Origin of the sequence: Polycladidibacter stylochi (genome assembly GCF_001562055.1) — a bacterium.
GTDB lineage: Bacteria > Pseudomonadota > Alphaproteobacteria > Rhizobiales > Stappiaceae > Pseudovibrio > Pseudovibrio stylochi.
Window position 1 is genome coordinate 219,097 of the sequence record NZ_LLWE01000025.1, and the last position, 16,221, is coordinate 235,317.

Sequence of the window (16,221 nt, forward strand, 5' to 3'; positions counted from 1 at the left end):
ACTCGTGAAACACGGCCATCAGAATCATCGCGTAGCCCTCAAACAACAAGGGCTACGCATGATCACTACTCCAGACGTAGTGCGACAAAGCGTAAATCACCAGCACCACTAGAGACCAGAAGCAATGCCGAGCGACGGCCATTATTCTTGAGCTGCTGAATGCTTTGCACCACATCCTCAGAAGAAAAAACAGGCTCCTGCGCAATTTCAACAATCACATCCCCGCGGCGAATACCTTTATCATCCGCCACACTACCAGAGACGACAGAAGTCACAATAACCCCTTCAACCTCACTGGAAACGCCAAATTGCTTGCGGCTCTCATTGTCTACCGCCAAAAGCTTCATACCCAAAATATGGTCCGTGTTCTCGCTCACCAAACCATCATCCTGTTTTATCGTGCTTTTTTCATCAGCTTCTTGCAGGCGCTCCACTTTGGTTTCAAGCTCTACTTTTTTCCCGCGCCGAAACACCAAAACCTTTACAGTAGTACCAATCGCCGTCTCGGCGACCCGCCGTGGCAAGTCACGCATACTCTTAATCTCGGTAGTATCAAATCGTAGGATTACATCACCGGGCATAATGCCTGCGGCTTTGGCAGGTCCTTCAGCACTCACATTAGCAACCAACGCCCCGCGAGCGCGATCCAATCCGAGGCTCTCTGCAATCTCCTCACTAACTTCTTGAATACGCACACCAATCCAGCCACGCCGTGCTTCACCATATTCACGCAGTTGCGTGATAATCTTGGTCGCCGTATCAGCCGGTATAGCAAAGCCGATACCTATCGACCCACCGGAGGGCGAAAATATCGCAGTGTTGATGCCCACGACTTCGCCGTCCATATTAAACAATGGACCACCAGAGTTTCCGCGGTTTATCGAGGCATCCGTTTGAATGAAGTTGTCATAGGGACCCGCATTGATATTGCGGTTTCTTGCCGAAACAATTCCAACAGTGACCGTCCCCCCCAAACCAAACGGGTTTCCAATGGCCATAACCCAATCACCAACCCGTAGTTTTTGCGAATTACCAAATCCTGCTTCTTTTAACGGCGCCTTAGGCTCCACCTTTAAAACCGCAAGATCGGTTTTCTCATCCACACCCAATACTTTGGCTTGTAGTTTGCTGCCATCATTAAAGTTCACCGTGATCGCATCAGAGCCTTCAATCACGTGGTTATTGGTAACAATAATACCTTGCTTGCCGTCAATAACAAAACCCGAGCCAAGCGATTGCACTTTGCGTGGTCCCTCGCCAGGAATATCGTCATTGTAATAATCTTCAAAAAACTCTTGGAAGGGAGAGCCCTCGGGTATTTCAGGCAAACCAGGGCTTTTACGCGAAACTACCTTTTGCGCCGTCGAGATATTCACAACAGTATCCGCCAACTCATCGGCCAAATCTGCAACTGAAACCGGACCTTGAGCTTGAGCATCAACACTTAGAGCAAAACCACCAAGGCACAGCATTAATATCGTCAACAAACTCGCTAGAGCATGCATTCGGGCACTGCTCCCTTTACGAATAAAACGCATCAATCGGCTCCTGTTACTTGCGCAATCGCTTCAGATGACAATTACGCTCTACTATGGGTATTATTGGTTAAGAAAAGTGCCTTGGCCACCAATAATTGCGCCAGGTTTTTAGCATTGTCTATTCTTGGCATTCTGCCCTGAAAAACGCAGGGCCTCTTAAAGAAAGCACCTGTTCCAGTTAGAGAATTAAAAACAAAATGCTTACAAAACCCACAGTTATTAATCCAAAAACATCATGGCAAAGTATTGGCTCGATATACAAAAAGCGGGGCCTATGGCCCCGCCTGAAAGTTCTATGAGTATCTCTAGCCTCGCACGAGCCATACAATGGCAACGCCGATAGCTAAAAAAACCGTACCGCCAACCCGCATCGCGCTTGCTGGCATTTCCTGTATCTGTGACAAAAACCGTTTAAGCTGTTCTGGAAAGAGCGCATATAACAGCCCTTCCAGAACAAACACCAGTCCCACAGCCACAATCCATTCACTCATTACTGGGCTGAAGCTCCAGAATGCGTTGGCAACTTGCCATTCTGGCTACCGAAATAGCGGAAGAAGTCGGAATCAGGTGACAACACCATAGAGGTATCCCCGCCCTTCATAGACTTCTCGTAGGCTTGCATAGAGCGATAGAACTCGAAGAAATCAGGATCGGCAGAATAGGCTTCCGCATAAATTCTGTTGGCCTCGGCATCGCCCTCACCGCGTAGAATTTCCGCATCCCGCTGTGCTTCCGCCAGCAACACAGTTGCATCGCGATCAGCGCGGGAACGAATACGCCGTGATTGCTCTTCACCCTCAGCGCGGATTTCTTCAGCTTCACGTTGACGTTCAGTCTGCATACGGCGGAAAACAGCCTGCGAGTTGGCTTCAGGCAAATCTGCCCGACGGATTTTCACGTCAACCACATTCATACCAATATTCGCAGCCTGAATTTCAACAGAGCGGCGAATTTTTTCCATCAAGTCCGCACGATCATCACGCACCACTTGCGTAAACGTCGCTTTACCCAATTCATCGCGTAGGGAGGACTGTAAGAATGTGGCCAAACGGCTAGCCCCTTCGCGCACATTGTTAACTGTCTGGAAAAACTTGATAGGGTCTTCAATACGATAACGCGCAAACGCATCAACCACCAGACGTTTTTTATCCGAGGCAATGACCTCTTGCGTCGGCATATCAAGATTCAAAATACGCTTATCGATATATACAACCGATTGCCAAGGCATTTTGAACTGCAAGCCTGGTTTGGTGTGCTGACCGCGTACTTCACCAAATTGCAACACCAACGCCTGCTGTGCTGGTGTTAAAGTAAACACACACCAGTAAAGCACCACAGCAACACCAGCAAGAACAACAGCAAAAATACTAGATTTCATAATTAATTGCTCCCGTTGCTGCGTTTATTCAGCTGGTCAAGTGGCAAGTAAGGCACAACCCCGTTGCTCTCGCCAGAACCATCAATGATGATCTTTTTATTCTTCGCCAAAACATCTTCCATGGTTTCAAGGTAAATACGCTGGCGTGTTACATCAGGCGCTTTTTCATACTGCTCGCGAACGCTGGTAAAGCGTGCTGCTTGACCCGTTGCATCAGCCACAACCTTGTCTTTATAGGCGCTTGCCGCTTCCATTACCCGCGCCGCGTTACCGCGTGCTTCCGGAACAATTTTATTGGCGTATTTTTGCGCTTCGTTCTGAATACGCTCTTGGTCGGCCCGTGCAGCTTGCACATCACGGAATGCTTCAATCACCTGTGCAGGAGGGTCAACCTTTTGCATTTGTACGTTAATGATTTGAACACCGGCTTGATAATCATCCAATGTCTTTTGCATCAAATCCATAACAGCTTGCTGGATTGGCGCTCTGTTTTCGGTCAAAACACTATCGATTTTGGAATTACCAACCACTTCACGCATCGCACTTTCGGCAACGGCCTTCACAGTGCGTGTCGGATCCTGCACATTGAACAGGAATTCGCTCACACCAGTTGGGCTGCCTTGTATGCGCCACTGAACTTTAAAGTCCACATCAACGATATTTTCATCGCCGGTAAGCATTAGGCTTTCTTCAGGCACATCACGGGTAGAAACGCGGCTCCGGCTAATGCTTTCTTGCAGGCCAACGGTAATCTCGCGCACGCGCAAAACTTCCGGCGTTTCAACGGAGCCAATCGGGTATGGCCAGTTGTAATTCAAACCCGGTCCGGTTTGGCCCGTAACCTTACCGAATACAAGCTCAACGCCAACCTCACTAGGTTCAACTCGGTAAATACCTGTAAGCCCCCACAAGAAAAGCCCCACAAGTACAGCAATAATAACGCCCATGACGCCAAAACCGCCACCACCTGGGATCATTGTTTTCAAGTGGTCCTGACCTTTTCTCAAGATCTCGTCAAAGTCAGGGGGCGTATTGTTGTTTCCACCGCTGCGCTGTGGTCCGCCGCCCCATGGGCCACCGCCACCATTGCCGCCGCCAGGGTTGCCCCAAGGGCCGCCATTTCCGCCCCCGCCACTCTGATTGCTCCAAGGCATATATAGTTCCTCTTAATTACACTGCCAGCGTCCTGACAAAACCATACGACTCACACCAAGATATTGTCTCTAGGTTAGCCGTTGCTTACCAATTATTGCAATTACGGTATTCCTGCTGTTTACACGCAAAACCCCGCCATAACTGCCCGCATAATTGGCTTTCCTAGAAAGGTGGGTCTAATGCTTGATAAAACAAGTTGCACAACTGCAAATTAGTGTCAGTTTTACCACAAAAGCACTAATTGGCCCGTACTATCTGGATTATTAAGCTGTAATCCCGTGTTTTCTTCACGCAAAACTTCGGCGCATCAATATGTGCTCAATGCCATCCTCAAGGAAAACCTCTCCCACGGCCTCAAAGCCTGCCGCCTTATAAAGCGCTTGCGCATAAACTTGTGCTTCCAGCTCAATTGGGCATCGCGGTGCTTTATTTTGGCAATATTCCACAGCAAGCGAGAGCATTTTCTGGGCAACCCCTTGCCCTCGGGCCGCTTTATCAACCACCACGCGGCCAATTTTGCTCGCCTTGCCCTTTGCTGCATCACCAAGGAAAACCCTTAGGTATCCCGCCAGTTCTACACCGTCCTCACCTTGTGTATATAGTAAATGCCAAGCCTTACCATCTTCCCCGTCAGTATCCGGGTAAGGACAAGCTTGCTCAACAATAAAAACATCCTGTCGCAATTTCAAAACCGCATATAACTGCTGAACAGTCAGACGATCAAACGCATGCCAAGTAAACACGCCACTCATAATCAGCTCCCATTCTTACGCCGATAGATTTCAAGGCGCGTATCCGCACTATCTTTTGCCCCACGCTCAAAGCATCGTGTTTCTTCTAAATCCCAATTCTCTAAGGAAATTTCAGGAAAATATGTATCCCCTTCAGGCGTTGCCAGCACACGGGTGATATACAGTTTCTCGGCAAGCGGCATGGCATACTGATAAATCTGCCCCCCGCCAATAACCATGACTTCATCCCGGGCATATTCATGCCCATCAGGAGAAGCCGACTGGCACAGCGCGAGCGCCGCTTCAACACTGGCAACCACTTCGGTGCAATTCGCTTGAAAACTGGTATCCCTGCTAATGATGATATTGCGCCGTCCAGGCAAAGCTTTGCCAATCGAAAGAAATGTTTTACGCCCCATTATGATGGCCTTACCCATGGTTATAGAGCGAAAAAACTTCAAATCCGTCGAAATCGACCAGGGCATTTTATTCGCAGCGCCAATAACGCCATTTTCAGCCACCGCAGCAATCAGCGATATCAGCGCCATACCATCCTCATCTGTCTATTTTCTTTTGAAGTTACGAGAGCGTGTTCCCGAAAAGTGGAAGCCGGTTTTCGGGAATACGCATCAATATAATTGATTTAAGCAGTTTGAATGCTTCTATGAATTAGCCAGCTGCATTAAGCGCGTTGGTTCCAACACTGCAATTCTATCTTTTCAGCATCAGTTATCTCAACCAAACCATAGGCACAGGTTTTGAGTTTGATGTTCACATCCTTTGGCACATGAGAAAGTGCCTGCAATGCAAAACGTGCAATACCGTTACTGGTCACCAGAAGAATGCACTGGTCTTCAGGTCCTTTTGCAACCTTGCTAAAAAACTCTTGCCAACGGGCCACGACAGCCGGCGGATCAATCAACCACCCCTGTGGGGGAATAGCCTCTTCTTCCCATGCTTTCAATGCAGCCGCGCCGATACGCGCCACCACATCCTCTTCAGGGCGATTTTCGTCGGGACCATAATCAACTTCGGTCAAGAACGGCAGAGCGCTAAGCTCTATTTCCCCACCTTGCGCATCAAGCACAGCCAAAGCGGTTTGCCGTGTACGTTGTAACGGCGAGCAATAAGCCCGTGTAAACGCCACGCCTTGCTGCGCAAAATGCGCTGCAAGTGCCTGTGCCTGCTCCTGCCCGGAATTAGAAAGCGGTAAATCGGTGCGCCCGCCCACCCGGGTCACCACATCCCCTTTATCAAAGGTATTGCCATGTCTTGCAATAAACACCTGCCTCATAGCAGCGCCTCCAGCTCTTCATAGGGGTCACCAAGTTCGCCAATGAGCTTTTCCGCCATTACAGCATCCGCCGGAGTATCAACCCCAGACATGGAAAGCTTCGGCGCATCTACCAGCTCCGCGTGAATAGCAAAACCGTTCTCTAAAAAACGAAGCTGTTCAAGACCTTCAAGCGTCTCGTAATGCCCCACGCCAGAGGATGTAAAGTTCTTTAAGGCAGCCATTGTGTAGCCATAAAGCCCAATATGTCGGAAGACAGGCGAGAGTAACGATTTTTCGCGCAGTACTTCCTCTTTTCTTATGGCCGGCAGAATATTCTTGGAAAACCAAAACGCCCTACCCGCCGCATCTCGCACACAAGTTGTGCCGGAAAATGGCTGTTCTTGTTTATGCGCCCGCAATACATCAAGCGCTTCCCAGTCCAGCTGAATAACCGGTGTGAAAACATCGGCCGCAATGCCGCTTTGCGCCGCTACAATAAGGCGCTCCACATGCGCAACTGGCGTAAACGGTGCATCTCCTTGCAAGTTCAAGACAAAATCATACGCCTGTCCCATGGCCAGAGCTGCAGCCAAAGCCCGGTCGGTACCCGATGGCAACTCAGGTGCTGTCATTACATATGGCAAGTCAAGCTCGCGGCAGTGGTTGCTGACCTCTTCGCTATCCACAGCGACCACATAATCGGCCCCCGTACGTTTCGCAGCAACTTTTGCAATTTGCGCCACACGCGCCAGCAAAGTTTTACCAGCAATAAGATGCAGTGGCTTGCCAGGAAACCGGGTCGAACCAAGCCGTGCGGGAACAACAATAAGTGTTTTCATATTCACCGATCTTCCAATCGTAATGGCCACAACAACAAATTAAACAGCGACAGCAGCTTTAATATGCGGGTGCGCCTCGTAATTTTCTAGTTTGAAATCATCAAAGCTAAAGCCGAAGATATCTTTCATTTCAGGATTGATACGCATCTGCGGCAAGGCTTTCGGGCTGCGAGACAACTGCTCACGTGCTTGCTCAAAGTGGTTGGAGTACAAGTGCGCATCACCAAAACTATGAATAAACTCACCCGGTTTTAAATCACAAACCTGTGCCACCATCATGGTCAGTAGTGCATAGGAGGCGATATTGAACGGAACACCTAAAAACACATCAGCCGAACGCTGGTAAAGCTGGCAGGAAAGTCGCCCATTGGCCACATAAAACTGGAACATGGCATGGCACGGCGGCAAAGCCATTTCATCCACCAAAGCAGGATTCCAGGCAGAAACAATATGCCGTCGCCCCTCTGGATTGCGCTTAATCTGCTCAATGACTTGGCTTATTTGGTCAATCGAACGCCCGTCAGGCGCGGGCCATGAGCGCCACTGATAGCCATAAACAGGGCCTAAATCGCCGTTTTCATCGGCCCATTCGTCCCAAATCCGCACCCCATTATCTTTTAGATAAGCAATATTGGTGGAGCCGGAAAGAAACCACAACAGCTCGTGAATAATCGAGCGTAAGTGCAACTTCTTCGTTGTCACCATAGGAAAGCCATCATTCAAATCAAAACGCATTTGATAGCCGAAAACGGACCGTGTTCCAGTACCAGTTCTGTCATCACGATCAACACCATGATCAATGATATGCTGCATCAGCTCTAGATATTGCCGCACCCCTGCCTCCTGCACCTTATTTCTCTTGGGCCCTCAATAGCAAACTCCCGACAAAAGAAAAATCCAAAACATCTCTCAAGCTCCGTTATCGCCTTGAGTACATCAAGAACCTTTGGGAAAACGGCGTTTAAAGCCCGAAAACAAGGAATCCATATTTTGATTGTCAACAGTTTCAATCAGGTGGCTAACAACAGCCCTTCCATTTATGCGCACTCCGACATATATTCCCCCTGCCAGCTCGTCTGGCTATAGCAATAAACTGTCAACGCAATAAACCTATCGGACCCGGGGGCGGTACCCGGCGCCTCCACCAAAGCACAGAAGTATCGGCTGTGTTTCGGCGGGGGCGAAATAGGATCGACGAGGGCGTAAAGGTTGTGCTTTTGCTCGGCATTGTACCACCGTTATCGGGCTATTTTTATAGTTGCAAACGACAACTATGCTATGGACAACGCTGTTGCTGCGTAATGCAGTACCGGTAGTCCGCCAAGTCCCAGAGGTTTAGCTCTTTGGGCGGGGTTCGAAGGCACCTGGCAACAGAAGCCTTCACTTGAAAAATGTTGGCGGACCATATCCAGCCAACAGAACTGGGAAATAACATTTATTTAATAGCTAGCGTAAACAGCCCATGCAAAGCGCTGTGCGCTAACTTGCAAACACTAGGAACGTGGTGCCAAGCATGGCAGAAGATGAGATGCGTTACGATATAATCATTCAAGATGCCCTGCGTGGCGCAGTTCGTAAAATCTTGAACGAAGTTCTCCGCACCGGCTTACCTGGTGAGCATCATTTTTACATCGCTTTCGAAACTACAGCACCCGGTGTTAAAATCTCCAATCGGCTGAAAGAGCGTTACCCGCAGGAAATGACTATTGTCTTGCAACACCAATTCTGGGATTTGCAGGTAAATGAGCATTCTTTCGAGGTTGGCCTATCATTTGGCGGCGTTCCAGAGCGCTTATTTGTGCCATTTGCAGCCATTAAAGGCTTCTTTGATCCCTCCGTTCAATTCGCGCTTGAATTTGAGCCGGGCAAAACAGCGGAAGATATTCCTGAGGAATTCCGCTCCCATGATGCCAAGGCAAAAGCCGTCGAAAACATCCAAAGCCATATTGATGGCTTGGAAGCTGCTTTTTCTCACGCCCCTTCGACAGAGGAAAAAGAGGAAAAGCCACAAACGAGTCAACTGGCTGCTGTCCAAACCATTGAACCAGCATCCGCGCCTGAGCCAGAAACAGCACAAGTTTCACCATCGCAAAGCGACGAAGAAACAATAACTTCCTCAGAGCAGAGCGATGATAGCGAGCACAACACAGAAACTGAAGAAACGAGTGAAATCTCTTCAGCGCAAGTTGTGTCACTTGATGCTTTTCGTAAGAAGACCTAAGCTACACATCTGTCTGATAGTATCTACTTTGGATCAAAAGTGGCAAGCATGACAACAAAACTTGTCAATCTTAATCAGGTGCGAAAGCAAAAAAACAAACAGCTCGCGCAAAAAAAGGCCGAAGAAAACCGTGTTTACTTTGGCCTGACAAAGCAGCAAAGAAAAGCATTACAGCAGGAAAACAAGAGGCAACAGCAAACTCACTTGGCACATAAGCGCGAGCCAAGCGCTATTGGGGATCCCGTTTCCCCTGTAAAACCAAGGACAAAGCCCAATGGGTAGTTTGGTAAAGCGTTCCATCAGCCTGCATGGCCACAAAACAAGCGTGGCGTTAGAAGCAGAGTTTTGGCAAGGCCTTGAAGAACTTGCAAACCTCCGTCGACTCAGCTTAGCAGCCCTCATAAAAACGATTGATGATAACCGCGATCCCCTCGCCTCGCTTTCAAGCTGTATACGTGTCACAGTTTTAAAGTTCTATCACGATAATCGACAGGACCTCAGTTAATCGGCATTATCCGCTCACCGGGTAACTCTCTGTATTTGGGTATACGCCGCTGCAAAGGCTTGTCTGGCCGCTTTTGAGGCACTTGCTCCACATACCCCTGCTCTCCACTCCCCGGCAATAACGAAGGATCAACGAGGATCGCATCTTCATCAGGCAAACTGTCACCTGGCGCAACTAAAATCTTAGGCTCACCAGACGTTTTAGGCGCGCCTAGCCGCTTTACCGCATCACCAGGTACAAGCGCTTCGTGCCGGCCACCAATTACTTGCGGTGCATCTAAAGCAGGCAAGCCAATGCTGGGTTTGGCAAGAGGGGGCTGCACTGCTAAAGGGGGAGGAGCATCGCTGAGCTGCCCAGCTTTCTCGGTTGGCGTATGATCACCTTTTAAAGCCGAATTTACCTTATCTAAAAAGCTTTGCGAAACCCCTTGCGACCTGCTTTCATTACTGGGTAGCCTTAAAGGTGTAGCGGGTACTTGAGCTCCGGTATTTCCGACTGAAGGGTCAAGTTCAAGCGGATCAAGTGGCACAACTTTGATTTCAGGAGCTAAAGACGGCTGTTCTAGCTTCTTTGCCTTTTCTTGCGCTGCTCGTTCGCGCTCTAACTTTTCGAGTCTAAGCTGCTCCGCTTCATGCCGTGCCTGCTCTTCTCGCCGCAACCGCTCTTCTTCAGCTTGCTTGCGCTTCAACTCAAGTAATTTCTTTTCCTGAAGAGCAATTCGTTTTTGCTCTTCTTCTATACGCTTCACATTGTGCTCAATACTGCGCAAATTCAGGTAGGAAAGAAAAGGGGCTACATCCACATCACGAACTGGATCAAACAACGAACCACTGAACATGAACGAGGCCTGTGGGTCAGAGCCACTCACCCCGTCATCTTCTTCAGTACGTTTCATAGCGACATCGCCGCTTAACCGCCAGTTCTCCAGATCAAAAGCACCGCCACCAAAGATAGTAAGGCCATCACTTTGCACGCGAACGCTTCTTAACCGCAACCGCCCATTATCAAGGCCAATATTACCCTCGATCTGTTCAAAAGGCATAGAGCCTGCATTTAACGCCTCAACAAACACATCGTGTAAAGCGCTCTTTTCTAAAGGCAACCCTTCATCAACTGCCTTGATGGTTTCATCAAAGGCATTGGCACTCATAAAGGCCATTTCTCCATCGCTGATACTGAAGGTTCCTCCACCGGTCAATCCGGCAATCAATCCAGCGGCGGAGCGTCCCATGCCTTCAAACTCGCCAATCGCCTGCAAGCGGCCACTTGCAACCGGTTCTCCGGCCTTACGCCACATTAGCTTTGACGCATCAGCATCATCCACCCGTAACCGGCCTGTAAGTGACATACTTTGGCCATTACGTGTTAAGTCAAACGCACCTTCCAAAGCACCATCAGCATAAACGCCAGAAACGGCACTCATCGCCAGCTGATTTTCTCGCACTTTCAATTTACCTTTAGCGCCATCCAGCTCCAGCGCATTGGCAAGAAACAGCTTATCACTGGTCACATCAACATCCAGATTAACACCCGCCAACGATGAACCGCCAAGCGTTTGAATGGACCATACAGAGCTATCGGTTTCTGCAAGTCCCCATGGATCAACACCAAGTAATAAATTAATCGGCAATCGCAAATCCAGTTCACTTGTTCGCAAGTGTCCCGTGCCGCGCACAACACCGGCTTTCGTAAGCTGCCCCTTAAGATCACCCTCAATAGAAACAGAATCGATTTGCCCACGTAATTCACTAAGCGTGTATTTTCGCCCAACACCATTAAGAGATGCTTCAAGGTTCGTGGAGAGCGCCCCCTCCACAATTGGCATAACATGGCCAAATGTCATAGCGAGCGGGATTAAATCATCCGCACGTAAAGAAGCCATTGCAGTCCATTGCGCAGCACCTTTTGCTTTCATGCGGGACTGGCCTTCAACAACCAAATCAGCTCCGCCCAATTGAGCCATCAAAGTGTAGTCAATACCTGCAGAGGGCACACCTTCCAAACTTAAACGAACATCACCTGGGCTATTCTCAGCCAATGGCACTACGGCAAACCCCAACTGCTGTAGAACAGCCACGCCATCCCCGCCACCAAGGCTGACCTCACTCATATACCGTCCGTCATAAGGGCGCTGCACCTGCCCCTCGAACAAAGTATTGAAGTCAAATTCGTTAACGCCAAGGCTGCCGCTAAGACCAATATTAAGCGAGGTATTATTACTCTCCCCTGTTGCTTCAAGTTTCCCCGTCAACTTGGCCGGAGCCAACGCAGGAGCGGCCAGTGCAAGCCGCTTGATAAAGCCACTTTTAGGAGCATATTTTTGCAACAACTGCGTCAATCCAACGAGAGATGAAGCATCAAGGTCTGCGTCTATTTCTCCGGTCGGGGCTTGCCGCAAATTCCGAATAGTCCCGTGAGCGCGCACCGAAGCACCAGCTAAATTCTTGAGTCTCAGCTCATCAATAACCAGCGTATCATTCATTAAGTCAGCACGAACAATCATCGAACGGGCGCTGACCCCGCCCGCAAGCAACTCGTCGGCGTATAAGCGAAGGTTTAAATCGGCATTGCTAAGGGCTGTAAGCTCTTCCCCGGCAAATGCTTGAGCAAATCCTCGCAGCATATCCACATCAATGCGGTCACTATCCATATCAACAGCAACCAGTGGCACACCATCCTTCGTGTCCTTGTAGGAAAGCGTCCCAACACTTCGCCCGCCATCCAGATCAAGTCGTAAATCAGTAAGGCTCACTTCGCCCGGCATAGACCGTAGCCGCCCTTGCATCACAAAAGGCTTCAGCCTGCTTTCCGTAATAACGCTCTGACCAGAAATCCAGCGTGCCAAATGTCGGCTATCGCCTGAAACCAGTTTAAATTCACCGCGATAACCAGCCCCCTGATTTAAAGGTGAGGAAACCTCTAAAAAACCGTTAGTAGTAAAAGCCCCCCGCCCCGGCAGGTCCGCTTTGAGTTCGTCAATTGTCCAACCATTCGCCTGCGCACCGGCCGCCAGTTGCACATCAGCAATCACGCCGCCATTCACAACAATACTCGGCATTGTCGACCGCACATAACCGGGATAATTCAACAACGGCATTTTATTAAGGTAGCTTATAATACTGGCAAACGCATGGTTGATATTCACCGGCTCTTGCGGTCCGCCGCCAAGCAGTCGGTCCATATCAATTTGTTTGAAATCGGCCCCAAGCTCAAAGGCCGGTGTGCCTGCGAGCGTAATCACACCATTTAAATCAAGCTTAACCGAGCGAGCCTCACTTCCCACCTCAACATCAAAGGCCGAAAGTTCCACCCGGCCACTATCAGCAGTAAATTGACCATGACCATGATAAGCTACTTGCCCTTCAACAAGCTCTCCCACACGCTCAAAGGAAGCATCACCTTCATATGACAATGCCAGCGCTTGATTTTTTAAATAACCGTCTAAAGATACTTCAACAGGTACTTGCTCTGGGCGTATTTTCGATTTGACCCGAATACCGTTTTTCCCCTCGGCCCGACCCGTTGCCAGTTGCACCTCATACTTGGCCCCCTCAACATCCAAACTGCCCTCAGCTTTATAGGGGCCGCTAAGTCCACGGGCACTCACAAGAAAATTGGCATTATCGCCATGGTAAACCTTAGTGCTGCGCGCATCAGTAAGCTGAAAAGAACCATTGGTAATTTCAACACGATCAAACTGTATCTGGCTTGGGTTCATGTGCGCTAAGGCACCATCACGCGGGCTACGGCGCAAAATATCCAACTTGCCTTGCTCATCCAGCCCCATGCGCAATTGCGGCCGTTCCAGTTTCATGTTCACAACGCGCAACTCGCCATGAAACAGCGAGGGTAAGTCAAGGTCGCTTTCAAACTTGGCAATCACTAACAAGGGTGCTTCGTTATCACCCACACGAATATCACTAAAAGAAACAGAAGGCGCAGGCAGCAACCGAACCTCGACATTGCCCAATACGGCAACGTCATGCCCAAGCATACGTTCACCATACTCTTCAAATGTTGCCCGGTAAGCAGACCAGTCAATAAACATCGGTCCAACAAGAGCCGTCACCAGCGCCAGAATTAAAGCGCTGCCAATAGTGATATAGACCGAGTTCAAAGCTCCACTCCTCTTTTCAATTTAACTAAGGTGGAATAGCCTTAAAAAATCAAAGATATTGATATTAAGTCATAAACAACCATAACCGGAGCGCCAAGCACTAACATACCAAGCATCCCCACAAACCAGTATCAATTTAGCTTTAGCACGCCTACAGACAAATTTCTAAATGCGTATTCTCACTATTATTACTTAGTGGCGACTATAATCCCTTTATATAACAAGTTATCAAATACCAAAAAGGTGCCGAATGCTCATACATCCGACACCTTTAAACACATTCAGATTATACAACCCTATGCATAGTGATTTGATATCACCGCCCGTGCGATTTCACGGTTATCAATCACGCCAACCACATCCTCGACTTTTGGCTGTCGCCGTGCTTCAGAAACAACAATGCCGTAATAACGCTGCCGTTGATTCATTCGCGAAATAACCGAGTTAAACAGTGCGGCCTCAGGAGAAATCACAAAATCCTTACTCATAATATCGCCAAGCGTTCGTACTTCACCCGCTGCTGCAAGCTTGTAAAGCTCAGGCTCAAAGCACACAAAACCCGATATGTTTTGTCCGTTACTGACAATTATATACGAAGCTTGCGAATCCACCATTTTCTCTATGGCACTATTTATCGCTGTCTCCATTGGCAAGATTATGTAGTTTGTAGACATCATATCATGCGCTTGTTGCACCAAATACATATTCGTAAAGCGATTGACAGGTATTGGCCGACCGCGAGAACGCAACTTGACGGTATAAATGTTTGGCACACAAATCGCACGGCGCACACCAACAGCAATAGCAACCGCCAGCACCAGCGGAACCATAACATTGTAATCACGCGTCATTTCAAAAATCATCATGATAGCCGTCATCGAGGCACCGGTAGCACCGCCCACAACAGCACCCATGCCCACAAGTGCAAATTCGGCAACTGTAAAGCCGTTTTCAGGGAATAGGTAGCTACCAGCAAGCCCCACTAGACCGCCAATACATGCCCCCATGAATAATGATGGCGCGAAAACACCACCCGAGGCGCCGGAGCCAAGGCTAATAGAAGTTGCAAGAATTTTGGCAACCAATAGGCACCCGAGCAGTAAAAATGTTTGCGGGTTGTTATTCAAAATATCCTGAATGACACCGTAGCCCACGCCAGCCGTGTGATAATGCCCTGTAGTAACAAAAAATGCATAGCTCATACTGCCGACAATCAGCATACCAATGACATTTTGAAGGTATTCATTCACCGGTAGTGAAGGAAAAAAGTCCTCACAAGCAGCGAGCACTTTAATAAAAGAGTAGCCCACAAAACCGGCAAGCACACCAAGCACACCATAAGCTGCCAATTGAACAGGGTCGATCGCTGTAATCGGAGCAACCTCTGCCAAAGGCATCAAAAATGCCGGGTCAAGGCCAAGCACCAAGTGCCCCACATAAGTAGCCGTTGCCGTTGCAACCACCACCGGTAAAAACGTCCGCGAACTGGTTTCAGGCAACAATATCTCGACAGCAAACAACACCCCGCCGAAAGGCGTATTAAAAGTGGCGGCAATACCGGCACCGGCACCTGCTGATAGCAATGTGATTTTTTGCCAGCGACATAGATTAAACTGGCGTGCAATTGATGAGCCGAAAGATGCACCGATTTGAATAATCGGACCTTCCCGCCCCACAGAGGCCCCGCTACCAATAGAGATCGCCGAAGCAAGCGCCTTAACCAGCGCAACAACGCCGCGAACATTCCCTTTTTTGTGGTAGATGGCATACATCACTTCCGGCACACCGTGGCCTTTCGCCTCTGGCGCAAAAGTGCGCACCAGATAAACCACAATGAGGCCGCCAATAACGGGCGCTAGAATAATAAATGCGCCAAAAGGGCTCGGATCACCAAACTGATTGGCATCATACTCGAGCGAAAAAACCCCGTAAAAGAAGAGGTTATGTATAAATGCAATTAGGTAGCGAAAAACAACCGCACCAGCGGCAGCAACAACACCAATAGCCATTGCAAACAAACACAGTACAGGGAGCGAAACTAGGCGAGATTCAGCTGTTTGCGCTGTCTCGGTATTGATACCGTTTATATTTGAATTTTCTTGAGACATGATAAGCCTATGCCCGCTTGGTCCTATGAGATGAGGTAAGAATATGCAGGATGAGCCAAGGCAGTAATGTTTTACAAACCTTGAGTAATTTGAACCTGATATAGGGTAATGACACCCTCCTGAACCTAGCGAGCTCAAAAATCAAGCCTATTTTTATTATTATAATGTCGCAGATACATAAACGGACGGTAAATACACTTATAAGTGTACGAAATCTTCAAAACATCCCTATAAGTAAGAAGCCCATCAGTTTAGCAAAACATCTCATTTGTCCGGCAAAAATAACTTTAAACTGCACTTAGCTATATCAAAGGTGTATTTTCAATATACACACTTTAACACTTACTACCAAG

Annotated in this window: 14 protein-coding genes and 1 other RNA gene; 4 read left to right on the plus strand and 11 right to left on the minus strand. The window is 48.7% G+C overall.

What is annotated here, in order from left to right:
• Positions 1 to 65: 65 nt before the first annotated feature.
• From AYK67_RS10140 to AYK67_RS10180, 9 genes are all read right to left on the minus strand, one after another.
• Positions 66 to 1,538, minus strand: coding sequence for a Do family serine endopeptidase (locus AYK67_RS10140; protein ID WP_068085870.1), 1,473 nt, complete (start codon positions 1,536 to 1,538; stop codon positions 66 to 68).
• Positions 1,539 to 1,843: 305 nt separating this feature from the next.
• Positions 1,844 to 2,029, minus strand: coding sequence for a DUF2065 domain-containing protein (locus AYK67_RS10145; RefSeq protein ID WP_068085875.1), 186 nt, complete (start codon positions 2,027 to 2,029; stop codon positions 1,844 to 1,846).
• On the minus strand, positions 2,029 to 2,916 hold the full coding sequence (gene hflC / locus AYK67_RS10150; protein ID WP_068085878.1) for a protease modulator HflC: 888 nt from the start codon (positions 2,914 to 2,916) through the stop codon (positions 2,029 to 2,031). Before hflC ends, AYK67_RS10145 begins: the two co-directional genes overlap by 1 nt.
• A 2-nt stretch (positions 2,917 to 2,918) precedes the next feature.
• Positions 2,919 to 4,070 carry an FtsH protease activity modulator HflK gene (gene hflK, locus AYK67_RS10155; protein WP_068085881.1) on the minus strand — a complete coding sequence of 384 codons (1,152 nt, stop codon included), beginning with the start codon at positions 4,068 to 4,070 and terminating at the stop codon, positions 2,919 to 2,921.
• A gap of 288 nt (positions 4,071 to 4,358) precedes the next feature.
• Positions 4,359 to 4,823 (minus strand): GNAT family N-acetyltransferase, encoded by a 465-nt coding sequence (locus AYK67_RS10160; protein ID WP_068085884.1) that lies wholly within the window; start codon positions 4,821 to 4,823, stop codon positions 4,359 to 4,361.
• A gap of 2 nt (positions 4,824 to 4,825) precedes the next feature.
• The gene (locus tag AYK67_RS10165; protein ID WP_068085887.1) at positions 4,826 to 5,350 is read right to left on the minus strand and encodes a dihydrofolate reductase; all 525 of its coding nucleotides are present in this window, start codon (positions 5,348 to 5,350) and stop codon (positions 4,826 to 4,828) included.
• 134 nt (positions 5,351 to 5,484) lie between these two features.
• Positions 5,485 to 6,096 (minus strand): histidine phosphatase family protein, encoded by a 612-nt coding sequence (locus tag AYK67_RS10170; protein WP_068085890.1) that lies wholly within the window; start codon positions 6,094 to 6,096, stop codon positions 5,485 to 5,487.
• Complete coding sequence (locus tag AYK67_RS10175; RefSeq protein ID WP_068085892.1) at positions 6,093 to 6,917, minus strand: 3-deoxy-manno-octulosonate cytidylyltransferase; 825 nt, start codon at positions 6,915 to 6,917, stop codon at positions 6,093 to 6,095. The genes AYK67_RS10170 and AYK67_RS10175 overlap by 4 nt, the downstream gene beginning before the upstream one ends.
• 39 nt (positions 6,918 to 6,956) lie before the next feature.
• Positions 6,957 to 7,751, minus strand: coding sequence for a thymidylate synthase (locus AYK67_RS10180; RefSeq protein WP_068086449.1), 795 nt, complete (start codon positions 7,749 to 7,751; stop codon positions 6,957 to 6,959).
• 193 nt (positions 7,752 to 7,944) lie between these two features.
• Here AYK67_RS10180 and ssrA point away from each other — a divergent pair.
• The 4 genes from ssrA (at position 7,945) to AYK67_RS10200 (ending at position 9,643) form a co-directional block, all read left to right on the plus strand.
• Positions 7,945 to 8,302: a transfer-messenger RNA gene (gene ssrA, locus AYK67_RS10185) on the plus strand.
• Between the two features lie 128 nt (positions 8,303 to 8,430).
• On the plus strand, positions 8,431 to 9,138 hold the full coding sequence (locus tag AYK67_RS10190; RefSeq protein ID WP_068085895.1) for an SspB family protein: 708 nt from the start codon (positions 8,431 to 8,433) through the stop codon (positions 9,136 to 9,138).
• A gap of 48 nt (positions 9,139 to 9,186) precedes the next feature.
• Positions 9,187 to 9,420 (plus strand): DUF4169 family protein, encoded by a 234-nt coding sequence (locus AYK67_RS10195; RefSeq protein WP_068085898.1) that lies wholly within the window; start codon positions 9,187 to 9,189, stop codon positions 9,418 to 9,420.
• Positions 9,413 to 9,643 carry a ribbon-helix-helix domain-containing protein gene (locus tag AYK67_RS10200; protein WP_068085900.1) on the plus strand — a complete coding sequence of 77 codons (231 nt, stop codon included), beginning with the start codon at positions 9,413 to 9,415 and terminating at the stop codon, positions 9,641 to 9,643. The genes AYK67_RS10195 and AYK67_RS10200 overlap by 8 nt, the downstream gene beginning before the upstream one ends.
• Here AYK67_RS10200 and AYK67_RS10205 read toward each other — a convergent pair.
• Both AYK67_RS10205 and AYK67_RS10210 read right to left on the minus strand, forming a co-directional pair.
• Complete coding sequence (locus tag AYK67_RS10205; RefSeq protein ID WP_068085902.1) at positions 9,636 to 13,760, minus strand: AsmA family protein; 4,125 nt, start codon at positions 13,758 to 13,760, stop codon at positions 9,636 to 9,638. The two genes, AYK67_RS10200 and AYK67_RS10205, sit on opposite strands and share 8 nt — an antisense overlap.
• Positions 13,761 to 14,056: 296 nt before the next feature.
• On the minus strand, positions 14,057 to 15,868 hold the full coding sequence (locus AYK67_RS10210) for a chloride channel protein (RefSeq protein ID WP_068085905.1): 1,812 nt from the start codon (positions 15,866 to 15,868) through the stop codon (positions 14,057 to 14,059).
• Positions 15,869 to 16,221 lie beyond the last annotated feature (353 nt).